The sequence below is a fragment of the Dysgonomonadaceae bacterium zrk40 genome, assembly GCA_016916535.1.
Taxonomy (GTDB): domain Bacteria; phylum Bacteroidota; class Bacteroidia; order Bacteroidales; family Dysgonomonadaceae; genus Proteiniphilum.
Window position 1 is genome coordinate 2,050,737 of the sequence record CP070276.1, and the last position, 21,512, is coordinate 2,072,248.

24 protein-coding genes and 2 tRNA genes are annotated in these 21,512 nt (G+C 52.0%); 6 read left to right on the top strand and 20 right to left on the bottom strand.

Going from position 1 to position 21,512, the window contains the following annotated elements; translation table 11 throughout:
- The first annotated feature begins 49 nt into the window (after window positions 1-49).
- Window positions 50-136: transfer RNA gene (locus tag JS578_08580), tRNA-Ser, on the top strand.
- Between the two features lie 46 nt (window positions 137-182).
- On the opposite strand, the gene JS578_08585 is transcribed toward JS578_08580, so the two are convergent.
- The 6 genes from JS578_08585 to mnmD form a co-directional block, all read right to left on the bottom strand.
- Window positions 183-1,514, bottom strand: coding sequence for a TolC family protein (locus JS578_08585; GenBank protein QRX62945.1), 1,332 nt, complete (start codon window positions 1,512-1,514; stop codon window positions 183-185).
- Between the two features lie 11 nt (window positions 1,515-1,525).
- Window positions 1,526-2,662 carry an FtsX-like permease family protein gene (locus tag JS578_08590; protein QRX62946.1) on the bottom strand — a complete coding sequence of 379 codons (1,137 nt, stop codon included), beginning with the start codon at window positions 2,660-2,662 and terminating at the stop codon, window positions 1,526-1,528.
- A 6-nt stretch (window positions 2,663-2,668) separates the two neighbouring features.
- Entirely contained in the window at window positions 2,669-3,604 is a 936-nt protein-coding gene (locus tag JS578_08595; protein ID QRX62947.1) for an efflux RND transporter periplasmic adaptor subunit, read from the bottom strand.
- A 61-nt stretch (window positions 3,605-3,665) separates the two neighbouring features.
- Window positions 3,666-4,361 carry an ABC transporter ATP-binding protein gene (locus tag JS578_08600; protein QRX62948.1) on the bottom strand — a complete coding sequence of 232 codons (696 nt, stop codon included), beginning with the start codon at window positions 4,359-4,361 and terminating at the stop codon, window positions 3,666-3,668.
- A 54-nt stretch (window positions 4,362-4,415) separates the two neighbouring features.
- A complete protein-coding gene (locus tag JS578_08605; GenBank protein QRX62949.1) occupies window positions 4,416-5,141 on the bottom strand; it encodes an MBL fold metallo-hydrolase in 726 nt (241 codons plus the stop codon).
- Between the two features lie 83 nt (window positions 5,142-5,224).
- Complete coding sequence (gene mnmD, locus JS578_08610; protein QRX62950.1) at window positions 5,225-5,929, bottom strand: tRNA (5-methylaminomethyl-2-thiouridine)(34)-methyltransferase MnmD; 705 nt, start codon at window positions 5,927-5,929, stop codon at window positions 5,225-5,227.
- A gap of 90 nt (window positions 5,930-6,019) precedes the next feature.
- Here mnmD and JS578_08615 point away from each other — a divergent pair, with 90 nt between their 5' ends.
- From JS578_08615 to JS578_08625, 3 genes are read left to right on the top strand one after another with little or no spacing between them, the layout of a single operon-like run.
- Window positions 6,020-6,931 (top strand): zinc ABC transporter substrate-binding protein, encoded by a 912-nt coding sequence (locus JS578_08615; protein ID QRX62951.1) that lies wholly within the window; start codon window positions 6,020-6,022, stop codon window positions 6,929-6,931.
- Between the two features lie 4 nt (window positions 6,932-6,935).
- Window positions 6,936-7,733, top strand: coding sequence for an ABC transporter ATP-binding protein (locus JS578_08620; protein QRX62952.1), 798 nt, complete (start codon window positions 6,936-6,938; stop codon window positions 7,731-7,733).
- 3 nt (window positions 7,734-7,736) lie between these two features.
- A complete protein-coding gene (locus JS578_08625; protein ID QRX62953.1) occupies window positions 7,737-8,219 on the top strand; it encodes a DUF456 domain-containing protein in 483 nt (160 codons plus the stop codon).
- A 44-nt stretch (window positions 8,220-8,263) separates the two neighbouring features.
- Here the strand turns inward: JS578_08625 and JS578_08630 are convergent, their stop codons facing one another.
- From JS578_08630 to JS578_08670, 9 genes are all read right to left on the bottom strand, one after another.
- A complete protein-coding gene (locus tag JS578_08630) occupies window positions 8,264-8,653 on the bottom strand; it encodes a thiol-disulfide oxidoreductase DCC family protein (GenBank protein QRX62954.1) in 390 nt (129 codons plus the stop codon).
- A 57-nt stretch (window positions 8,654-8,710) separates the two neighbouring features.
- On the bottom strand, window positions 8,711-9,709 hold the full coding sequence (locus JS578_08635) for an aspartate-semialdehyde dehydrogenase (GenBank protein QRX62955.1): 999 nt from the start codon (window positions 9,707-9,709) through the stop codon (window positions 8,711-8,713).
- Window positions 9,710-9,853: 144 nt separating this feature from the next.
- Complete coding sequence (locus tag JS578_08640; protein ID QRX62956.1) at window positions 9,854-10,198, bottom strand: T9SS type A sorting domain-containing protein; 345 nt, start codon at window positions 10,196-10,198, stop codon at window positions 9,854-9,856.
- A 15-nt stretch (window positions 10,199-10,213) separates the two neighbouring features.
- A complete protein-coding gene (locus tag JS578_08645; protein ID QRX62957.1) occupies window positions 10,214-11,128 on the bottom strand; it encodes a ribonuclease Z in 915 nt (304 codons plus the stop codon).
- Between the two features lies 1 nt (window position 11,129).
- A complete protein-coding gene (locus JS578_08650; protein ID QRX62958.1) occupies window positions 11,130-11,711 on the bottom strand; it encodes a radical SAM protein in 582 nt (193 codons plus the stop codon).
- On the bottom strand, window positions 11,692-12,057 hold the full coding sequence (locus JS578_08655; GenBank protein QRX62959.1) for a 6-carboxytetrahydropterin synthase: 366 nt from the start codon (window positions 12,055-12,057) through the stop codon (window positions 11,692-11,694). Before JS578_08655 ends, JS578_08650 begins: the two co-directional genes overlap by 20 nt.
- Window positions 12,058-12,075: 18 nt before the next feature.
- Window positions 12,076-13,221, bottom strand: coding sequence for an endonuclease/exonuclease/phosphatase family protein (locus JS578_08660; GenBank protein ID QRX62960.1), 1,146 nt, complete (start codon window positions 13,219-13,221; stop codon window positions 12,076-12,078).
- Window positions 13,205-14,092: a rhomboid family intramembrane serine protease gene (locus JS578_08665; protein ID QRX62961.1), complete on the bottom strand. Its 888-nt coding sequence runs from the start codon at window positions 14,090-14,092 to the stop codon at window positions 13,205-13,207. Before JS578_08665 ends, JS578_08660 begins: the two co-directional genes overlap by 17 nt.
- Entirely contained in the window at window positions 14,076-14,753 is a 678-nt protein-coding gene (locus JS578_08670) for a rhomboid family intramembrane serine protease (protein QRX64971.1), read from the bottom strand. Before JS578_08670 ends, JS578_08665 begins: the two co-directional genes overlap by 17 nt.
- 207 nt (window positions 14,754-14,960) lie before the next feature.
- Between JS578_08670 and JS578_08675 the strand changes: the two genes are divergently transcribed.
- Window positions 14,961-15,227, top strand: a complete 267-nt coding sequence (locus JS578_08675; protein ID QRX62962.1) for an HU family DNA-binding protein — start codon at window positions 14,961-14,963, stop codon at window positions 15,225-15,227.
- A gap of 172 nt (window positions 15,228-15,399) precedes the next feature.
- Window positions 15,400-15,472 (top strand) — tRNA-Lys (locus JS578_08680).
- Between the two features lie 8 nt (window positions 15,473-15,480).
- On the opposite strand, the gene JS578_08685 is transcribed toward JS578_08680, so the two are convergent.
- The 5 genes from JS578_08685 to JS578_08705 form a co-directional block, all read right to left on the bottom strand.
- The gene (locus tag JS578_08685) at window positions 15,481-15,729 is read right to left on the bottom strand and encodes a hypothetical protein (GenBank protein QRX62963.1); all 249 of its coding nucleotides are present in this window, start codon (window positions 15,727-15,729) and stop codon (window positions 15,481-15,483) included.
- A 109-nt stretch (window positions 15,730-15,838) separates the two neighbouring features.
- Window positions 15,839-17,476, bottom strand: coding sequence for a glycoside hydrolase 43 family protein (locus JS578_08690; protein QRX62964.1), 1,638 nt, complete (start codon window positions 17,474-17,476; stop codon window positions 15,839-15,841).
- 34 nt (window positions 17,477-17,510) lie between these two features.
- Window positions 17,511-18,125 carry a tetratricopeptide repeat protein gene (locus tag JS578_08695; protein ID QRX62965.1) on the bottom strand — a complete coding sequence of 205 codons (615 nt, stop codon included), beginning with the start codon at window positions 18,123-18,125 and terminating at the stop codon, window positions 17,511-17,513.
- Window positions 18,113-19,342 carry a hypothetical protein gene (locus JS578_08700; protein ID QRX62966.1) on the bottom strand — a complete coding sequence of 410 codons (1,230 nt, stop codon included), beginning with the start codon at window positions 19,340-19,342 and terminating at the stop codon, window positions 18,113-18,115. The genes JS578_08695 and JS578_08700 overlap by 13 nt, the downstream gene beginning before the upstream one ends.
- A complete protein-coding gene (locus JS578_08705; GenBank protein QRX62967.1) occupies window positions 19,333-21,504 on the bottom strand; it encodes an urea transporter in 2,172 nt (723 codons plus the stop codon). Before JS578_08705 ends, JS578_08700 begins: the two co-directional genes overlap by 10 nt.
- Between the last annotated feature and the right edge of the window lie 8 nt (window positions 21,505-21,512).

Consider the following 21,512-nt stretch of genomic DNA (forward strand, 5'->3'; position numbering starts at 1 on the left):
ACGGGGTTGCACTTTTTTCACGGAAAAAGTGTAATTTTGTACCTGAACAGGAAAGATGCCGGAGTGGTCGATCGGGGCGGTCTCGAAAACCGTTGTACTCTCACGGGTACCAAGGGTTCGAATCCCTTTCTTTCCGCAATTCTTCACCCAGTCATGCACCATAAGGAGCAGGATTGGGTTTTTTAATGCTTCATGGAGACCAGTCCGGTGAACAGGTCGTAGGCGGTCTGGAGGTAGCTTTGCCAGGCAAGTTGTGCCTTCAGCTGCTCGCTGAGTAGTTGCTGTTGTAGGGTATACTCCTTTTCGTATTGCATCTGTGCTGCCTTAAGGTTCTGCATACTCAATACCAGATTTTCTTCGCAGAGGCGATAGCTCTCACGCAGTACCACGAGCTGCGACACCTCTTCCAGCCGCTCCTTCTCCTGGCGGTTGCGTATCTCCAGCAGGCTTGCCTCTTCCAGTCGTTGTTGCAGCCTGAGTCGTGACACCTCTTTGGCGGTGCTCAGCGACTGGCTGATGGGTATCTTCAGCGAAAGGCCGAGGTAGCTGTTGCCACGCCAGTATCGGTCGTTAAAGAGCTGAAGATCATTGTTGTAATAGTTGGTACCCAGGTAGCCATTGAGTGTGAGAGTGGGGGCATACTTCCATTCTGCCGAACGGGTACGCAAGGCTGCTAGCGACATCCTCTCATTTTGCTTCATCACTTCGAGCTCCTTCCCGGTCAGAGTTGTGGATGCAGGTTGATCCACCTTAGCCAGCAGGGAAGGGATATCCTCTTCCAGCTGCAACGCCGCTACGGTTTGGGATGTGACCTTAGCCCCCGCCAGGAAGAGCAGGTTGGCCCCTGTATCGGCTGCAATCTTTTCTGCACGCAGGCAGTTCGCCACAGATTCGTTATAGGCTTTTTGTATCTCATTTTTCTCCACCAGGGAGAGCTGTTCTTTTTCGTAGAGATCACCGGCGTTCCGCAGTAGCAGGGTATAATAGGATGTATCCTGTCTGCAGGAGCGGAGCTGTTCCTTTGCGATCACACATTCGGCATAGGCAATGGCGATCTGTTCCCGTAGCTCCTTTTCCGATATCATCTCATCATATTGCTGAATCTTCAACTGCTGCTTTTGTTCGCCCACGCTGTTCACCTTCTCGGGGTTGAAGAGGTCATAGCTGAGGTTGAGGCCTGCCGAAGCGTTCCAGGTGGTGTTGAACCGCAGGTACATCAGTTCACCCTCCGATGCATCGGGGTCGAAGAGATGGGCCGGCACCGGGGTGGAGGGGATGATCAGATTGCGCCGCAGATCGCTGGAGGCGTAGATGTCGGGCAGCTGCTGCAGACGGGTTTCATTGAGTCGTATCGCCGCTTCATCCACCATCAGTTTCTGTCTGATCCGCTCCGGTGCATGTTCCAGCGCGTAGGCAATGGTTTCTTCCAGTGTCAACCGTTCCGGACGCAACTCTTGTGCCGGCAGAAACAGGGTCAACGACAGCAACAGTGAAAGGGTGATTGATCTCTTCATAGTTTCACAATTTATCGGAATACGGATGAGGGTTCCACCTTTCTCAGTTTGTTGATGGAGAAATAGGAGCTACCTACCGAGATCAGCAGTGTCATTAGAAAGAGGAAGGTGAGCAGGGGCGGTGAGAGGCTGATGATCAGTCCGGCCCCGGCCATCCCGATTTTGGAGATGAACAGCAGCAGGAGTGATACCAGGAAGCCGGTCACAGCGTAGATCAACGACTGGGCGATCACCAGGCGGGTGATGTAACGGCCTGAGGCACCAATCGCCTTGAGGGTGCCGTAATCCTTAATTCGGTCGTAGGTAGCTGAGTACATGGTGAGGCCGATGATGAAGAAGCCGCTGATGATTCCGAAGATGACCAGTGTGGCAAAGCTCATGCCCATGTTGTTGGCGGTCATCACGTTGACGATGGTTCCGGTGCGGAGCTCCTCTGCAGGCCATGCCTTCAGGTCGGGTGCAGTCTGGTTGATGCGACGGACCACCGGTTCAATCATTTCAGGATTGCGTACGGTGACGATGATGCCGCTCACCATTGTTTCCGACAGTCCCGAGTAATAACGAGCCTTGTCGAGTGTGGTGTAGAGCAGTGGTGCGTTGAACCCCTTGGCATGTCGTGTGGTGACACCCACCGTGGCTGCCTTTCCGTTGATCTCGAAGCGGGTACCCCTTTGCACCTCATATCGCAGTGCCTTGTTGTCGTAATAGTCGGTCGACACGATCTCCGGTGCAGCCAGGTCGTGCAGCGAGCCACTCTCAATCAGCCCTGAGCTGGGTCCAGCCGCCAGTGCAGGGTAAACTGATCCGACAATCATGGCGGGGGCATCCTTGCCGTTGGGGAATTTGACCGTGACGGGAGTAATCACGAAGCCGTGGGTATCGTCCACCCCCTCGATGCTGCGCAGCTGGTTGATCCATCGCACGTCGAAGGGTGAGAGTTGGTTGGCGTTCTCAGTCTGCCGGTTCACCACGAACACCTGTGCATAGTCCGGGTTGGCATTTCCCACCAGTCCCCCGATCAGATTCGCCAGGTAGAAGAACATCCCCAGCTCGATGCCTATCAGGTAGATGCTGATGATGATGGCCGTGAGGATGCCCATGCTCTTGGACTTCTCGAAACGGACAAATTTATAGGCTGTAGTGAACATGTGCGATCAGTTTAGCTCTACCCTGCACTCCACTTTCGACTCAATGAACAATGTCTGTGGCACCTCATCGAGCAACACCTCTATCTCCCGTATGCGACGGTCTTCCAGGTCACTGCCGCTGTCGGAGAAGAGCGACTTGCGCTTCAGGTCGGGTGAGAGGCGCGTGATCCTGCCGGAGGCGGCAATGTTGCTGTCACCCGGGAGGTGAATGTTGCAGCGTTGCCCCACCGCCAGCCTGTCGGCAAACAATTCATCGATCTCGGCCATCACTACAAGAGGACTCTCGGGTGCGATGCGGCCATAGGGCTGATGCATCGTCACCGCCTCTCCAGTGCGGGGTGTGAGTGTGAGCAACGTGCCCCTGGCAGGTGCTCTGAAGGAGCGTTGCGACAGGTCGTTTTCCCGTGTAGCGCGTGCTGTTTGCATCTCCCACAGGCGGGACTGCTGCAAGCGGTAGTCGTTCTCCACTTTCTTCAACTGCTCGGTACCCTGATCCAGTTCCTTTTGCAGGCGACGCACCTCCTCTCCCGTAACGGCACCCACTGTCAGCAGCTCAACCGCATCCACATGACGCCGCCGCAGATCATCCAGTACGATCCGCTCCTGTTCCAGTGCCAGCCGTGCCGACTCCACCTGCAGTTGTTGCGTGGCGATACCGGCATCGCTCTCCTGCAGGGAGAGGGTCTCCACATTTTTCTCCAACACCAGGATCAGGTCACCTTCTCCGACCTTGTCTCCCGCTTCAAAGTAGCGCTCCTCCACAATGCCGGAGGCGGGAGCCGCCAGCTCCACCACGCCTCCCTGCGGGATCACTTTTCCGATTCCCACCACCTGATTGACGGAGAGGGACTCTACTGCGGGGGTGCTGTTTTTTTCGTTCCTGTTACCACAGGCTGTTAGTAGCAATATGGCCGACAACCAGCCAATCTGGTGTTTCATCATTATGCGTATCATCGTTCAATCTAAGATTTCCATTTCAAGGGCTCAAAAAGGATTCCGCAAACTAAAACTCATCTTCGATGTCAGTATCACTGATCATCCCTTCCGAGACGTAAATGGTGCGGTCTGCATATTTCTTCAGCCGCACATCGTGGGTCACCACGATCACTGCCCTGTTCTCGAGGGAGAGCTGGCTCAGCATCTCCATCACCATTCTGGCACTGTTGTGGTCGAGTGAGGCGGTGGGCTCGTCACAGAGGATCAGCTGCGGGTTGGTAATCAGCGAGCGGGCGATTGCGATTCGCTGCTGTTGGCCACCACTCAGGTTGCGGGGCAGGTTGTGAATTCTCTCCTGCATACCGAAGGTGTGGATCAGCTCCATCGCCTGTTTTCGGGCATCGTGGCGGTTCACCCCCTGCAACAGCAGCGGGTGCATCACGTTCTCCAGTGCGCTGAGGGGTGCCAGCAGGTTGAATCCTTGGAAGACGAAGCCTATCCGTCTTAAGCGCAATTGCGCCAGTTCCCGCTCCGGGAGGTCGTTTACGCGGGTGTCACCCACCCACACCTTTCCCATGGTGGGATAAATCACACACCCCAGCAGTGAGAGCAGGGTGGTCTTGCCTGAGCCGGAGGGCCCGACGATCAGGGTGATCTCACCCTTTCTAAACTCAGTAGTGGTGGGTTGCAGTGCGACGATGGTCGATTCACCCGTCTTGTACTCCTTGCCGGCTGCCTCGAGCCGTGCTGCAATTTCGGTCATATGCTTTTCGTTACAGCAAAAGAAGAGATTTTATTGCACATCTGCAAACATAATCTATTCCATTTTCCGGATACGGACATCGATGCCGCTCTCTTCCAGTTGCTCCTTGATTGGCTTTACATCGGTTTCACCGAAGTGGTAGGGGTAAAGCACATCGGGAGAGAAGAGCTTAGCGGCACGTACTGCCTGTACCACGGTCATGGTGTAGGGTTGGTTGACCGGCAAAAATGCGATGTCGATTGCCTTCAGTTCACTCATCTCAGGGATGTCTTCTGTGTCGCCGGCAATGTAAATTCTCAGTCCGTCAATGGTGAGGATGTAACCGTTGTCACGGTGACGTGGATGATACTGCTCCCGTCCCGGGGTCGTGTTGTAGGCAGGGACGGCATCCAGGTTTATCTCCTTGGTTAACTGCAGCCGTTCCCCGTTTCGAATTGCTTTTCCCTTGCCCAGGATTTCCTTTGAGGAGGGGTTGAGGATTAGCTGCGTCTTATCTTTCGTAAGTGCATCGATTGCCTTTGAATCGAGATGGTCGCCATGCTCATGGGTCACCAGGATGAAATCAGCCTTCGGGAAGGTAGTGTAGTCGGCAAACATGGTCACCGGATCCACCTGTATCTGCAGATTATCATAGCTGAGCATCAGAGATCCATGCTTGATAAAGGTGATCACTACCTCCTTGCCGTTGTTGGTGCGGAAAGTATCTTTATCGTAGTCTCCCGCCAGTAGCAGATGGGTCATGAGTAGAGTCATTGCAAGAAAGAGAATTCCAGGTTTCATAATGCTTGATCTTTAAAGTGATAACGTACGCTTGATATTAAAAACAAGCAGTAGCGCCATCTTGTTCAGGCGGACAATGGGAACTATCTCACTTTCGTGGCCCGCAGCATCTCCCTTTTTCCCGGGGGACCGGGAAGGCGTTCCACGGTGAAGCCGGCTGATTGCAGCATCCTTCGTACCGCTCCCTTGGCGCAGTAGGTGGTGAGGATGCCATCGTCAGCACACAGTGTGTAAAGCCGTTGGAAGATTGTCTCCTGCCACATTTCCGGCTGTTTTTCTGGTGCAAATGCATCGAAGTAGATCAGGTTGTACTGTCTTGGCGGTTGAAATTGTTCTGGATGGCTGAAGTCGTTCTCCTCCTTCAGCAGGGTGAAGTAGGGTGTGAGGACTTCCACCCTTTCCCATGGTGATTGATGCAGCAGGCGAAAAAACGGTTCGGGTTGATACTGTTTCAGCAACGCCAGGGTTTCATTTTTCATTTTTATCTGCTCCGGATAGTTGAGCTGCATGGCTGCAGCTTCCGCTAGCGGGTATCGCTCCAGCGAGTGATAAAAGACTTTCTTCTGCAGTTTTTCCGCCTCCAGCAGGGTCAGCAAGCCGTTCAGTCCCGTGCCGAACCCGATCTCCAGCAGGTGAATGTGTTCTTTGTTACAATGCCGCAGCCCTGCATCGATAAAGACATGCATCGATTCTTGTATGGCACCGTGGGTGGAGTGGTAATGCTCCTCCAGCTCCGGCACATAAAGGGTGTGCGATCCGTCTTCGGTGGTTTCTAATATGGTTTTCATTGTTATATGGTGGAACAAATGTAGGAAATCTTTGTTTACTATTTCCACCGACTCTCTAATTTTCGTACTTTTGTCGTTCAAAATCAACCTATGCAGAAATATCTTTCCATTCTCCTGATACTCATTCTGGCTGTTGCCTGCAACAACCCTTCCAAGAACAGAAGTGAAACGGAGAAGCCACAGCTCACCGTCACCATCGAGCCGCAACGCTACTTCCTGGAGCAGCTGGCAGGTGAGGATTACCGCATCAACACGCTGGTCCCTCCAGGCACCAGTCCCGAGACCTATGAACCCTCTCCCTCGGTGTTGATCGACCTTGGAAAGAGCGCCATCTACTTCCGGGTCGGCGACTTGGGGTTTGAGAAGGCATGGAGCCGACGACTGGCGGAGAACAACCCGGATGTGAAGGTTGTGGATTGTTCCGCGGGGATAGAGCTGATAGCGGGTGATCTGCATGACCATGAGGATGAGCACGGGGATCACTCAGACCCCTCAGATCATGTGGGGCACGACCATAACCACAGTGCGCTCGATCCCCATGTATGGTCCTCCCCCCGCGCCATGCGTGTTTTTGCACGAAACATGCTGGATGCGCTGGTGCAAGCCAACCCGGGGAGAGCCGAATTCTACCAGGAGAATCATCGTGATCTCACCAAAAAGATTGATGCGGTGGACAGCACGCTCACCACATTGCTTAATAAAGCACCCTCACGTTCTTTCATCATCTACCACCCGGCACTGGGCTACCTTGCCCGCGATTACGGATTGCAGCAACACAGTATCGAGTTTGAGGGGAAGAACCCTTCACCGGCACAGCTAAAGGAGCTGGTCGACCTGGCACAGGAGGAAAAGATCAACACCCTCTTCGTGCAACGCGGCTTTGACCTGAAAAACGGAGAAGTGATTGCCCGTGAGGTGGGTGCCGAGCTGTTTGAGATCGATCCCCTGCGCTATGAATGGGATGAGGAGCTGATCAGGATTGCCACCATCCTCTCACGATAAAGCGATGAAAAGACTGATTGAAATCACCAACCTGACGGTGGGTTACGAGAACAAACCCGATGTGCTGAAAGACGTGTCACTCACCATCTACGATGATGACTTCCTCGGCATCATCGGTCCCAACGGCGGTGGGAAGACTACCCTGCTGAAGACCGTGCTGGGGCTGATCACGCCTGTAGGGGGTACTATTCGCTTCTACGACGGCGAGCGGCAGGTGCCCTCCCTCAACATCGGCTACCTGCCGCAGATCAACCAGATAGACCGCAAGTTCCCTATCTCAGTCTCTGAGGTGATCCTCTCGGGACTGACCCTGCGCAAGCAACTCTTCAGACGATACAGTGCAGATGATAAACAGCGGGTGAGAGAGGTGTCTGGGCGGCTGGGTATCAGCGAACTGCTGCCCCGCGCCATCGGCGAACTGTCAGGTGGACAACTGCAACGGGTGTTGCTGGGCAGGGCCATCATCGACAACCCGAAGCTGATCATTCTGGATGAGCCGAGCACCTATGTGGACAAGCTCTTTGAAACCAATTTCTACAAGCTGCTGGGTGACATCAACAAGGAGATCGCCATCATGCTGGTATCGCACGACGTGGGCACCATCATCTCGCTGGTGAAGAACATCGCCTGTGTGAACCAGGGACTCCATTACCACTCCGGCAGCGGGATTTCTCAGGAGTGGCTGAACAACGCCTACGACTCCTGTCCCATCGAGCTGTTGGGTCACGGTTCACTGCCGCACCGGGTGCTGATGCAGCACGACCATGATGAAACAGCACCTCACACCCACTCACACGACTGACCTATGGGAGATACAATCGGAATCATTCTTGCCGTGCTATTGCTGGTGGTAGGTGCCATCGGTACCGTGGCCCCGGTGATTCCCGGGGTGCCGCTCAGCTGGGGCGGCCTCCTGTTGCTGAAGTTCCTCCCCTCCACGCAGGATGAAATTTCCTGGGTGGCAATTGTTTTGCTGGGTATCCTGACGGTGGGGGTCACACTGCTTGACAATATTCTTCCTGTGTGGGGCACCAAAAAGATGGGAGGAAACAAAAAAGTGGTGTGGGGTGCCACCATCGGACTGTTGGTGGGCTTCTTCCTCGGCCCCTGGGGAATCATCCTTGGCCCTTTCGTTGGGGCACTTGCCGGCGGAATCCTTTCCGGGACGAAATTTTTCCATGCTGTGAAACATGCCACCGGTGCCTTCTTGGGTTACATCACGGGACTCGTGCTCAAGCTGATCACCGTGGGATTGATTGCCTTCTTTTTCCTGCGGATATTGCTGTGATATGATTTCACAATGTAGCAGTGCCGAACAGTAGTAGACTGTATTTAGAAGAAGCGTTGCTGCTCACCCGGTTCCGGTAAACGACAGGCATCCCGCTTCCCAAACCATCTGTATCTGTTCCTGGCAATGAATGCGTAAAGCGCGTTTGAGATTTTCCGGGGGATGATCCTAAGTAGTATGGAGAGCCACGAATAACCTCTCAGTTGTCTGGTGATGCTGATTACGGCCTCCACCCCCTCCAGCCATTCATCCCCATCGATAAAGACAATCGTTTTCAGTGCGGTGTCAGCTTTGCCATGTTGCTCCAGCAACCTCCTGCCCTGTTCGCTTTGTTGTGGTGAGAAGCGAAAGATTTCCTGCTTGTCCTTTTTCAGGATGAAATTGACAGTGGCGTTACAGAAGTTACAGACACCATCAAACAGTATGATTTTCATTGCTTTTTAAACGCAATGAAGGTGTCATTGCCTATGACACCCTCATTGGAAAGAGAATTATTGTTTGATCAGGTACTCCGCAATTTGCACGGCATTCAGTGCGGCACCCTTGCGGATCTGATCCGATACCGACCAGAAGCTGAGTCCCTTGTCGTTGGTCAGGTCCTTTCGGATACGTCCCACGTAAACAGGGTCCTTGCCGCTGAGGTCTAATGGCATAGGGTACTCCTTGTTGGCGGGATTGTCTATCACCACCACACCTTCGGCTTTTTCAAACGCCTCACGGGCTTCCACAACCGAGACGGGGCGTTCTGTCTCGAGCCAGATGGCTTCGGAGTGAGCACGCATCACCGGCACCCGTACGCAGGTGGCACTCACCTCAATGTCGGAGTGCATGATCTTGCGGGTCTCGTTGTACATCTTCATCTCCTCCTTGGTGTATCCGTTGTCGGTGAACAGGTCCACCTGCGGAATCAGGTTGTAGGCAAGCTGATAGGCAAACTTGCTGATGGTGGGTTCCTCGCCGTTCACCAACTGTTTCTGCTGCTCTTCCAGCTCCTGCATCGCTGCGGCTCCGGCACCCGAAGCTGCCTGGTAGGTGGCCACATGCACCTTTGTGATGGGGGATAGATCGTTGATCGCCTTCAGTGCCACCACCAGCTGTGCCGTGGTGCAGTTGGGGTTGGCGATAATGTTGCGGGGACGGTTCAATGCATCTTCTGCATTCACCTCGGGTACCACCAGGGGTACATCCTCCTCCATGCGGAAGGCGCTGGAGTTGTCGATCATGATGGCTCCGTGCTTGGTGATGGTGTCGGCGAATGCGATGGATGTGCCACCACCGGCAGAAACGAATGCTATATCGATTCCCTTGAAATCGTCGTTGTGCTGCAGCTCTTTCACCTTAATCTCCTTGCCTTTGAAGCTATAGGTGGTTCCGGCACTGCGTGATGAGCCGAACAAAAAAAGTTCATCGAGGGGGAAGTTCCTCTCTTCCAGTACGCGCAGCAACTCTTGTCCTACTGCTCCGCTGGTTCCTACAATCGCGATGTTCATGAGAATAAAAATTTAATAATGTTGATAACCAAACCGACCTCCTTGTTCATCATTACTGAATGAAGGAAGATCATATAAATGTAAACCACAAAGATATATAAAAGCGGATAAATGAAGCAATCTGTAAATGTTAAAATGTGATTATTACCGGATGGCAATCTTTTTCGTGGTCTTTCCAATTTTCAGGATGTAGTATCCCCTGGGCAGATTGACCGGGTATTCACCAGTGCCGGGTGGTATGCGACGACTGTAAACCTTCACTCCCATGATGTTGAAAATTTCCAGAATCATCTCTTTTTGGAGATTCTCTACTGAAATCCTGTTTTCAAATACCTTGATTTCAATTACCGATTCCTGGTTCTCCCTCCCTTGTCTGATCGTATCAGTTTGTTGTGCCGTGATCCTGGCAGGGTCGTTTCCCTGCGCCAGGGCAGGAAAAACAGTAGCGCAAGCAAAAGCCAACAGCAAGATGAGCCAGTATTGTTTCATGGGCAATTGTTTCTGTCACAAAGATAGTATTTTTCCTTCATCAGCCAGATCCACTTCCGGGAAGAGTACCCTGGCTTCATTGAGCAGTGTCCCCAACTCATTGTAGCGTGATGAAAAGTGGCCGATCACCAGTTTCTTTACACCGGCAGCAACTGCGATCTCAGCTGCCTGTCGGGCGGTGGAGTGGTAGGTCTCTACAGCTCTGTTAAACTCACTCTCGGCGAAAGTGGCTTCATGGTAGAGCAGGTCTACCCCCTCAATGATAGGGATGATTTCAGGAGCATAGGCGGTGTCGGAGCAGTAGGCATACCGTCTGGGCGGGGCTGACGGGCGGGTAAGGATCCTATTGGGGATTACTGTTCCGTCGCCGGAGACAAAGTCGGCTCCCTCTTTGATGGCAGTGATCTCTTTGACCGGTATGCTGTAGTAGTTGATCATCTCCCGGATGATATGGTTTGGAGCCTCCTTCTCTTCGAAAAGAAAGCCGTTGGTGTGAACCCTGTGTTTCAGTGGAAAGGAGCTGATCCGGATATTTTTGTTCTCATAAATCACCTCCCTTTCCAGGGGATTGAGTGGATGGAGATGAATCTTGAAAGAGATATGGCTGCCCATGTAGGTCAACAGGGCTTTGAGCATAAAATCGATCTCTTTGTGGGCGTAAATGTGGAGGTCGTCAGTGCGTCCAAGCAGGCTAAGGGTGGATATCAGCCCGGGCAGGCCAAAGATATGGTCGCCATGCAGATGAGAGATGAAGAGGCTGTGTAGTTTCCCGATACGAGCTTTGTACTTCCTCATCTGTAGCTGTGTTCCCTCTCCGCAGTCTATCATGAACAACTTCTCGTTCAACTCCACCAGCTGTGACGGAGGGTTGTGCAGGGTGGTGGGCATGGCGGAACCGCAACCCAGGATGGTGATGTCGAACCTTGTCATATCAGCGGATACCAATCAATTTATGTGTCTGCAGACTGAGCGCCCACTCAGGATGCTCTCTGACCAAGGAGATGCAGTAATCTACATTCTCAGGAATCATCTGTTGGTTGTCAAAGATAGGACTTAGCAGATATCTTTCCGTTTTGGGAAGGATGGAGATGTCTGGCAACGGATCACCCTTCTCTATCGGAAAACGCAGTTCGTCTACGACGGGAATAAGCTCTTTCACCTTTTCGAAATGTTGCTTGGGACTGCAGGTGATATAGTCTATACCTTTCGGGACGCGACGGGTGCCGTTGGTTTCAATTGCCTGGGAGTATCCTCTCTCCTTGAAGAAGGCTACCACCGCATCGGTTAGTTGGAGGGTGGGTTCCCCTCCTGTCCAGACAATCCATTTGCAGGGCCAGTCTTCAATCTCGTTCAGCACCTCCTCCAGTGTCATTTTCACTCCCCTTTCAAAGTCGGTATCGCAGAAGCTGCAGGCCAGGTTGCACTTGGCCAGACGGATGAAGATGGATGCCTGCCCAGTACGTCCCCCCTCCCCTTGGAGGGAGTAGAAGATCTCATTCACATTCAGGTTCATAGATGGCTGAGGTCTTGGGCGTTTCACTTACTTCGATGGCGTATAGTTCCGGGAGCAGCGGCTTGAAGTGATCGAAGATCATCTTCGCCAGGTTCTCTGCCGAGGAGTTGAGGGGAGCCATGATGTCGTTGAGGTTCCTGTGGTCAAGTTGAGTGTCGATGTACTCCTTCACAACATGTAATTCGTTGTAATCACGTACGAAACCCTGGCTGTTCAGTTTTTCTGCACGCAGGTGAACGGTGACCACATAGTTGTGCCCATGGAGTCGGCTGCAGGGATGGTCATCGGGGAGGCCGTGCAGCGAGTGGGCAGCCGAGAAAGGAAATTGCTTGCTTATCTTGTACATTGTGATTTTGCTGATGTTTTACTCTTTTTCTTCGCTGTTGTCCACCCATTTCAGGTGGGTCCTTAGCGGATAATGGTCTGAGAATGGTACCCTGTCGACTTTTGTACGAAAGGGTTTCAATTCTTCACTGTGAAGGATGTAGTCGATGCGAAACAGGAAGAGGTCTTCGTGATAGGTGATCCCCGGTCCAAAGGCGGTGGAAACGTAGGCATCTTTCAATCCCCTTTTCATCCTTGAGTAGGCGTATGAGATGGGGGTATCGTTGAAGTCACCGCAGATGATGGTTCCATCAGTTTCCTGTGTTGTGATATACTTCTTCACTTTCTCTGCCTGTTTGGCACGCAGGCGGTAGGCACTGCCCAACCGACTACGGATGTTGCTGGCAACCTGCTCCAACTTTACCGAATCGCTGTTCTGGATGAAATCGCTGTAGAGCTTCTTGTCCTCCGCCATGATGCTGTTCGACTCCAGGTGTACATTCGCTACCGTATACCTCTTACCCTCTATGTTGATGGTGTAGACCGCTGCACCGTTGTAGGAGGACTCGAAAACAATCTCCTCCGTATCCTCAATGGGATGCTTTGAGAAACATGCCAATCCGAAGATATGATATTTTCCGGAAGATTCCAAACCTGTAACCGATCTGTAAGGATATTTATTCAGAATGCGGTTTACATCTCGCTGTGAAAAGATCGATTGTCCAGTCTTGCTCACCAGATACTCCTGCAGGCAGACGATGTCGGCATCGGTCGCAGCGATATAATCGAGGATAGGGTGCTCCTCAGAGTTCTTGTTCCGTTCCTCCGGAAAGCCTTGCACGTTGTAGGTCAGCACTTCTATTGTGCCGTGGGGCTCTTTCACCGGGAAAAGATGCATCGGGAAGAAAGTGGTGACCGGTTTGTGGCAGATCAGGATTGCCGCCAGGGAAATCAGGGCCAACTTCCACTTCGAGAAAAAGATCCAGAAGAGGAGGTAGGCCATATTGAGCAGAAAGATGAGGCCGAACCCCAACCCAATGTATGAGAAGAGGTTGGATTTCAGGGGTGACACCTTCCAGGAGAGAAAGGAGGTGAAGAGCAGCAGGATCACGACCAGGTTGGTGGCAAAGATGATCCACTTAATAAAGTCCCTGAACGACCGCTTTTTTTTACTTCTTGCTCGCATCGAAAAGCTTCTTTTTTTCATCTGATGAGAGGCTGCCATAACCAGACTGTTTCAACTTGTCCAGGATTGCATCAATCACCTCCTGCTCTTCATTCTTCCGCCTGTTGTACTCCCAGTCGGTCTCATTACGGCTGTGCTTCACCTTCATTCTTGCACTTTTCTGTCGTGGTTTGAAGAGACCTGCCACTCCATCGAGCAGGCGACTCATCCAGTTGGTGATATCTTTTCCTTGCTTGTATTGCATGGCAAAGAGGAAGCCCAGCAGCGCTCCCCCAATATGGGCTACATGTCCCCCGGGATTGGAAGCGCTTCCCAACGACAAGAAGTCGATCAAAAAAGCAAAAATGGCGATGTAGACGATCTTGATTGGACCCAGGAAAAGGAGATTTATCTGTACCTCGGGACGGTAGAAGGCAGCACCCATCACGATGGCCATCACCGCTGCAGAGGCACCTATCATCCATCCCCGGTCCATATCTGTATAGTAAGGGATTGTGTTGAAAGCAACCACGTAGAACAGGGCACCCGCCAATCCCCCCAACAGGTAGAGACTTCCCAGGGTGCGTCCGGAGAAATACTGCAGGAAGATTTGCCCAAACCAATAGAGCCAGAGCATGTTGAACAGCAGGTGCAGGAATCCCTCATGCACGAACATGTAGGTGAGAGGGGTCCAGATGCGACCCAGCAGTATAGGAACATGAGAGGGTACACCCAGGAAGGTGACCGGATCTAAAGCATGGACATTGAATAGCGTGAAGAAGACCATCACCACCTTCAGTGCAACAAATACAAGGGTGTTGATGAACAACAGGCGTGTGATCACATTCCCGGTTTTGTATTTATGTTTCAGGTTGTCAATAATATCGGCCATGGTTCCTGTCTTTTTTTCTCCAGTATAAAATCATAATGATACCAAACAGCATCCCTCCCAGGTGGGCAAAATGGGCCACGTTGTCGCCCGATCGGTTTGCAACGCCGAAGATGAGCTCCAGCAAGCCATAACCGATCACGAACCACTTTGCTTTGATTGGAAAAGGAAATGGAATGATGAACAGCTCGGCATTGGGGAAGAGCATACCAAAAGCGAGCAGGATGCCGAAAACGGCACCGGAGGCGCCCACGGTGACACTGTCAACCATGTAGAACATCTCCTGAGGGAGAACGGATTGAACCCTGATGAAGAGTATTAACAATTGGATGAGTCCTGCACCAATTCCGGTAACCAGGTAATAGGTCAGGAATCTTTTGGGTCCCCACACCTGCTCCAGGGTCCGTCCGAACATGAAGACTGCGAACATGTTGAAGAAGACATGGGAGATAGAATAGGGGTCATGCAGGAACATGTAGGTGACCAACTGGTAGATCCGAAAATCTTCTGACGCCGGAAAATGAAGTCCGAATTGCCCGGACAGGTCAATGTTTGCCCTGTTGAACAATACGAACTGCGCCAACCATATGATTCCGTTGATGATGATCAGGTTCTTGGTGACCACCGGTAACATTCCCGCAAAACTGTTTCTTGAATTGTACATATTCATACCCAACTGTTGAGGCGCAAAATTACGATTATTTCCTTCAAAATGCGGTTTTTCGCCACACAAAAGGATTTTTTTTATAAAAAACAAATACTTTTTATCATTTTTCTTGATTTTATAGGTTTTAACGCTTATATTTGGCGATTAGAAATAAGGCTCAGCCTTGACTTATAGTATGTTTAATTAATTTATTTACCATTTCTTATGAACAAATCAGAACTTATTAGCGCTATTGCCGAAAAAGCCGGTCTTAGCAAAGTGGATGCAAAGAAAGCACTGGACGCCACCCTCGACACCATCTCCGGTGAAGTTAAAGCAGGTGGTAAAGTTGTATTGGTTGGATTCGGCACATTCTCAGTGTCTGAAAGAAGTGCACGTAAAGGGATTAACCCTCGTACAAAGAAAGCCATTAACATTCCTGCAAAGAAAACCGCTAAATTTAAAGCCGGTTCGGAATTGTCTAATCTCTAAGGGCTTGGTCGAAGCATAAAAAAGGAACAAATCACAGGTTTGTTCCTTTTTTGCCTCTTCACCCTCCGGCGGTTAATTGGCTATCCTCCGAGTTTATTTTGTGCGTCCTAAAAAAGTGGTGAATATTTTGCAGCCATAAAAAAAATATTTGTACCTTTGTCATCCTGAAAATGACTCCGTAGCTCAGTTGGTAGAGCAATTGACTCTTAATCAATGGGTCGAGAGTTCGAGCCTCTCCGGGGTCACTTGATAATCAAGCACTTACCGCGTCAACCGGTAGGTGCTTTTTCTTTTGGGTAAACATTGGCTCAAACAAATAGGTGCTAAACGTGCAGTTCATCTTGGGATATGCCATCACACGCGATCCGAAGACGCCAATGAGGTAGGGAACATCGATATTCTCATACCGTAACCTGCAGAGGACTCCGAAGTTCAAGCCGATGCAGTAGAACATGAAGACGCATAGGTCACGCGTGCTGACCACTCTGAATTCCTCTTTCACCGAGTCAATCTTATCCTTGAAAGCTTGATTAAGAGTGAAATCCTTTGAATTCTTGTTCAGAAACCTGGTATCAAAGGAAGCTGGGGAAAACTGATTGTTGGATGCAAGATCATTTCGAAATCACTCTTTTTGGCCCGTCATAATCATACCGGAACCAGTTAAAGAGTGCCGTTCCCCCATTTTCTACTTCGTTGTAACTGAACAAGGCGATGCGGGCTCCTTTCCAGAAGCTGAATATGGCATCGAAAGATCGTCCGAAGAGGATGAAACGAATGTTGTCACTGCTGTAGTAGAACCGGTTCTCATGTGAGTTGAAATCGTACTGCATTTTCAGGTAAATCAGATCTCCGCTGAAGGGGATCTTCTCCAGATAGTTGGAATCGGTGTTGAAGTAATTGACTCTGATTCTAGCACCCGGGAGGCGATGGGATGCGTCAAACAGATCCTGGTTGCTTTCGAAGAAGAGATGGTTGCCATCTTCCTCTACACTAACACCAATCAGGTTGTACATCGAGCCAAAGCTGGCCAGCCCCGCTCTTTGTCCTTTTGCCAGCTTTGTAAGGTTGAGCGCTGTCACTGCCTCCCCGCTTTTGCCCATAATCTTTTGTGTCAAGCTGTTCTTAGCCCTCAGAAAGCTTTCGCTTTGGAGTGCTGTAAGGCTCAGGTAACCGGGATGAGAGGTCAGTGACCAGGCATCATTCACGGGGTTGTGGTTAAACTGCCACTGTAGACCCAGACGAGGTGCGTTGAAATCATCATCTGTTTGGGGGGCATCTATCCCGGAGCTGCTTCCGGTATGCGGTTTCTTCCATACGTAGACCGGCTCACCGATCCCGTTGCGGTCGATATCTGCACCCACCACCGGCCAGTCGTCCTGCCAGCCTGCAGGCTGCAGGTGCACCACTCTCCCCATGGGGCCGTCGGACTGGAAATGATAAAACCAGGACTCACCTTCGGGAGTTTCTACGAATGCACCCTGGTGGGGACCGTTGATGGTGGTGGATCCGGTCTCGAGGACCACCCTCTTCTCGTAGGGCCCATATATGTTTTTCGAGCGGAGCACCGTCTGCCAACCGTGCGTAACCCCACCTTCGGGGATGCTGATGTAGTAATAGTCGTTGCGTTTGAACATCTTGGGACCTTCTGCCACGGGTCCGGTATAGACCGTGAAGCCATCATCCAGCAGCGTTGTGCCATCGCTGCTCATCCGGTGGATGATGATGGGGCCGGCACCATGAAGACTGTGCGCAAGATAGGCATTGCCGTCGTCATCCCACAGGGGGCAGGGGTCTTCCCATTTTTCGACCGCTTTCACCTGTAGCAATGGTGACCATGGTCCTTCCGCCTTCTCCGCATTGCTCATAAACAATCCCTCTGTCGGTGTACAGAAGTATACCCAGAACCTGTTGTCGTGGTAACGAATGGAGGGGGCCCACGAACCGTTGGAGTAGCTCTCCACGCTGTCGTACGCCGGGAAATCGAGACGTGAATAGATCTGAGCCACGAGGCGCCAGTTGACCATATCTTCCGACTCAAGCACAGGCATGCCCATGTACTGAAACTCGGAACATACCATGTAATATTTGTCATCTACCCGTACCACATCAGGGTCGGAATAGTCGGCATATAGAATTGGATTGATGTAGGTGCCGTTCCCCTGATCCCCCCAGGAGCCTGTTTGTGCCGAATTTTGTGCTGCCGCGGGCAACGTGATGCAGGCCAACAGGATAATGAATGCGATTTTCATAGGTAGTGAAATTCTAAAAAAACGCAAGATACAATTATTTTAAGAGATTCAATCCCTCTTTGGCCGACTGATCATCGGGTGATATGATCAGGACAATCTGGAAGAGTCGTTTAGCCTCATTCACCTTGCCCAGGAAATATTTGGTCCACCCGGACATCAGAGAAGAGTAGTAATCAAAGGGATACATGCGTTGAACCTTGTCGAAATAGATCTCTGCCTGCTTGAAATCTTTCCTGTAGTAGTAGATGTTCCCCAGGGCATAGTTGACTTTCGAGTTCATGCTGTCGAGCCGGAGAATCTCTTTGTATACTTTTTCCAGTTCCTCCCCGTATTTTTCGGCTTCAAGCGGATAGCAGAGTCCCAGAAGTGGCTCAATGGCAGAAGGTGCCATGCTGACCGCCTGGCGGTAGTAGCGTTTGCTGGCTTCGTAATTACGGGAGAGATAGTTGAGCCAACCCAGGCGTAGTGTCTTGTGGTAGTCATACCCGTTAAGGCTGCTGAGAGCGCTGATCGCTTTCTCATAGTCGCCCGCCGATTCGTGGCGGTAGCTTTCGGCAAAGATTTGCGAGGGGTTGATCTGCGCTTCAAGGGCGAATGAAAGAGAGAGTAGCAGGATGACCAGCATCCACTTTTTTTTCAGAAGTTCCATGACCATGCGAAGTTTATCAGGTGATTGTTGTAACGGTATGTTTTGTAGTCGGTTGCAGACCATGAATAGCCCTCTTTCTGCTGCCATCCGTAGCCGGCACTCCATGTCATCTGCCGGACGAACCAGGAGAGGGTGACGCTGGCAGTGGCCATCAACGGGTCGTAGGTATCGTAGACGGTGAAGGAACGGTCGCTGATGTAGTTCAGGTGGTTGCCGATGCTGCCTCCGGTGTCGGCCCACAGCTGTCCAAACAGCCTGAACCCCAGATGCTGTGAGAAGAGGTATTGATGGGTGGTCCACCCCCCCGGGGTGTGGATAAGCGCGGCGGCAGTAGTGCCATAGAAGTTAAGGTTCCCCAGCGGGTAATAGGTGAGTGAACCCTTCGCCTGGTACTGGCTGATCCCTCCGAAGTCGGACCAGGAGAGGGCGATCTCCGGGAGGGTGTAGCGAGATCGTTTAGCGAGAAATGTGGTCACTGAGTAGTTGTTGCTGCTGCCCACATCGTTCCGTTCAATGTTGTAATAACCGCCGGCGAAGCCCCAGGAGATGTTGCCTGGAGTGAAGAACGACAGTGAAGCCACAAGCTGGTGCTGGGCAAGCTGATCTTCCCGGAGAAGCAGGGTGCCTGAGGAGCGCTGAAAGCGGGTGTTGTAGTATTGGTATCCAAACTTCAGGCGGCTGCGTGGCGATAGGTTGAAGTCGATGCCCAGTGTGGTGAAGGCCATGTCTCCATACTGGTTGAGTGAGTCATACCCGCTGCCGGCAGCGATGGAGCGATCATTTTCATTCATCAGGTATCCGCTGGCCAGTGAGATCCGGTCGACTGCCTTGGTGTGGTAACCAGTCACCGCCTGGGTGTGAGGTGCGAATGATGCAGCCAGGATGTGTGCCTTCTCCTGTTGACCGCTCAGCAGGAGAGCATAGTAGAGGCTCTCCTGCAGCAGGGCATCGTTGGGTGTTACTGCCAGCGCCCGCTCGTAGAAGGTTGCGGCAGCGGCATGGTTCTTCAGAGCATCGTAGGCAATTGCGGTGCGGTAGTCCAGGTAGTAGAAGGTGACCCCCTGGTTTCGTGCGGTACGGCTTGTCTCAATCAGTGCACGGTAATCTCCGTCAAGGTATTGGCGGTAGGTGATGCTATCTGTCTGCCTTATCAGCAGCGAATCCTGTCCGACCAGTACTACGGCGGTCATCCAGCAGAGCAGGAAAGTTAATCCCATTCGATGCATAACGGTTGTTTTTGGTTTTCAATCATGATCTTTCGCGGGGTGATTGTTACCGTCGCCTTCCTCTGTTGGCGCCAGAAGCGAAGCAGGGTGGAGGTGGTCTCGGTATGGTAGATAATCATTCCAGGGTAGTGGATGTTGTCGGTCTCAGCCAGCAGCGATCGATAACGTATGTTGGTGAAGAGTACAAAGGGTGCCAGCAAATCCTGCAACCACCGGGTGCCTGTGGGATGTTCATAGGTGAGCGGCATGCGGTCGTTCACTTCAATCCCTTTTCCGGCGCTGAGCAGTAACTTGAAGCAGCTTTGGTAGAAGTGGTAGAGAGGGGAGGTTTTTATCCCTTCAAAATCGGTGAAATAGAACAATGTGCCGTCGTTTTCGAAGTATGCCTTCGACCGGCTTTTCGGACAGCGGATGTAGCTTTTGTTGTAGGCGTCTGTGGCGATCTGCCAATCCCAGCTTTCGCTCCCCCGGCTCACCCTCAGCTGTCGTCCCGGCTTTGCCGCCAGTGCATCGAGCGCCAAGACCATCGGTGACAGCATGAAAAGGATCTCTCCCTCATTGGGTATCTTGCCTGTGTGCAACAGGGTCTTTCCTCCCTCTTCGGTAAAGAAGTAGCCGAAGGGGTAGGGGTGGGTGGCGGCTCCCAGCTCCGGTGTCAGCTGGACCTGAAAATGTAGGTGTGGCACCGGGGAGCGCCCTGAGTTGCCGCAGGCTGCGACCACCGCTCCCCTCTTCACGTAGTCGCCTGTGCGGACCCTGAAGCTCTCTTTCTTCAAGTGACTCATCTGCGTGTAGAGGCCGTTGAGGTGGTTGATGATGATGCTGTTCCCCCAGTTCTTCTCCATATCCATGTTGCCGATCTCATTCTCGTCTGTGATGTTGCTGACCAGGCTTACGTAACCATCTGCCGGTGCCAGTACCGGCTTGTTGTAGCAGTAATACTCCTCCCTCAGGTTCCCATTTCCGGAAAAGGGAGACCCATGCTCATCGGTGATCTCAAAATCGAGCGCTTTGCCCCAGGGCCCCAGGTGGGTGATCTCCCCGTCATAGCCTTGGCTCACAATCCACCGGTCGAGGAAGGGAAGCTGAAGCTTGAAGAGCATTTCCTGCCCGAAGCGATGCATGTAGTTGACATACTTGTAGACCGTTTTCTCCGGGTGGTAGTGCTGGATGTATGGAAAGATGAAAAAGCGGTTGTTGCTGCGTTGCTTGAGGATGTAGATCAGCAGGATGGAGAGTAGGCTGAAGGAGAGGGTGTAGGAGGAGAGTCCGATTCCGGTGATCAGCTGCTCGGTGCCGGTGTAGATGAGAAAGAGTACCGGGGTGAGGCCAATCACCAGCAGGTAGCTGTAGCTATTGGGCACCAGAAAGAAACTACCAATGGCCATCCCCCAGAAGATGTAGTTTACTCCTGCAAGATTCTGGGTCAGTATCCGCAGATCGACGCCCAGCCACTTGCTGGTGACAAAGGCAAAGAGGAAGCCGAGGAAGGCGACGGTCGATTTGATGCGGGAGTGGAGCAGCAGCGCGATCACCAGCATTGCTCCCACCAGGATACTGTCACTGAAGAAGACCGATGCCATCGTCCTGAGGTAATAGTAGAGCATCTGCGGCAGTTGCATATGGTCGAGGCTGTGTACCCAGTCGTACCATGGCAGCTTCATCTGTGCTGCCAGCAGGGTGGTGACCCGCTCAAATGGCAGGATTGGCATCACCCGGGTAAAAGCCTGGTAGGAGAGGTCGATGACGAAGAGTGTCAGTACGAAGGGGAGGGTGAGGATGGGGAGCTGATGTTTGTTGAAGAGGGTCTCAAGCCATATGCTCAGCATGAAGCCGAGAATGACGGCGAAGAGGAAGAGCAGCAGGAAGGGCAGGTTGATGTGGAACTTGTAACACATGCTGATGCCGATGAAGACGGCGTTGAAACCGTAGAGACCTGTTTTGATCTTCTCCTTCGGAAAGCCCAGAAGGTGTGCCAGCAGGTTGCTCAGCAGCACCGCCACCAGCCCACCCGCCCCCAGTCGCAGGTCGAGCAGACTCAGCAGCAACAGCATTCCTCCATAGAGCTTGCTGCGGGTGAAAAAGATCTGCCCGTAGCTCTGGATGATGCCGTTTAGGTGGAATACGGCAAAGGGATGAAGCGACCTTCCCATGGGCTTTT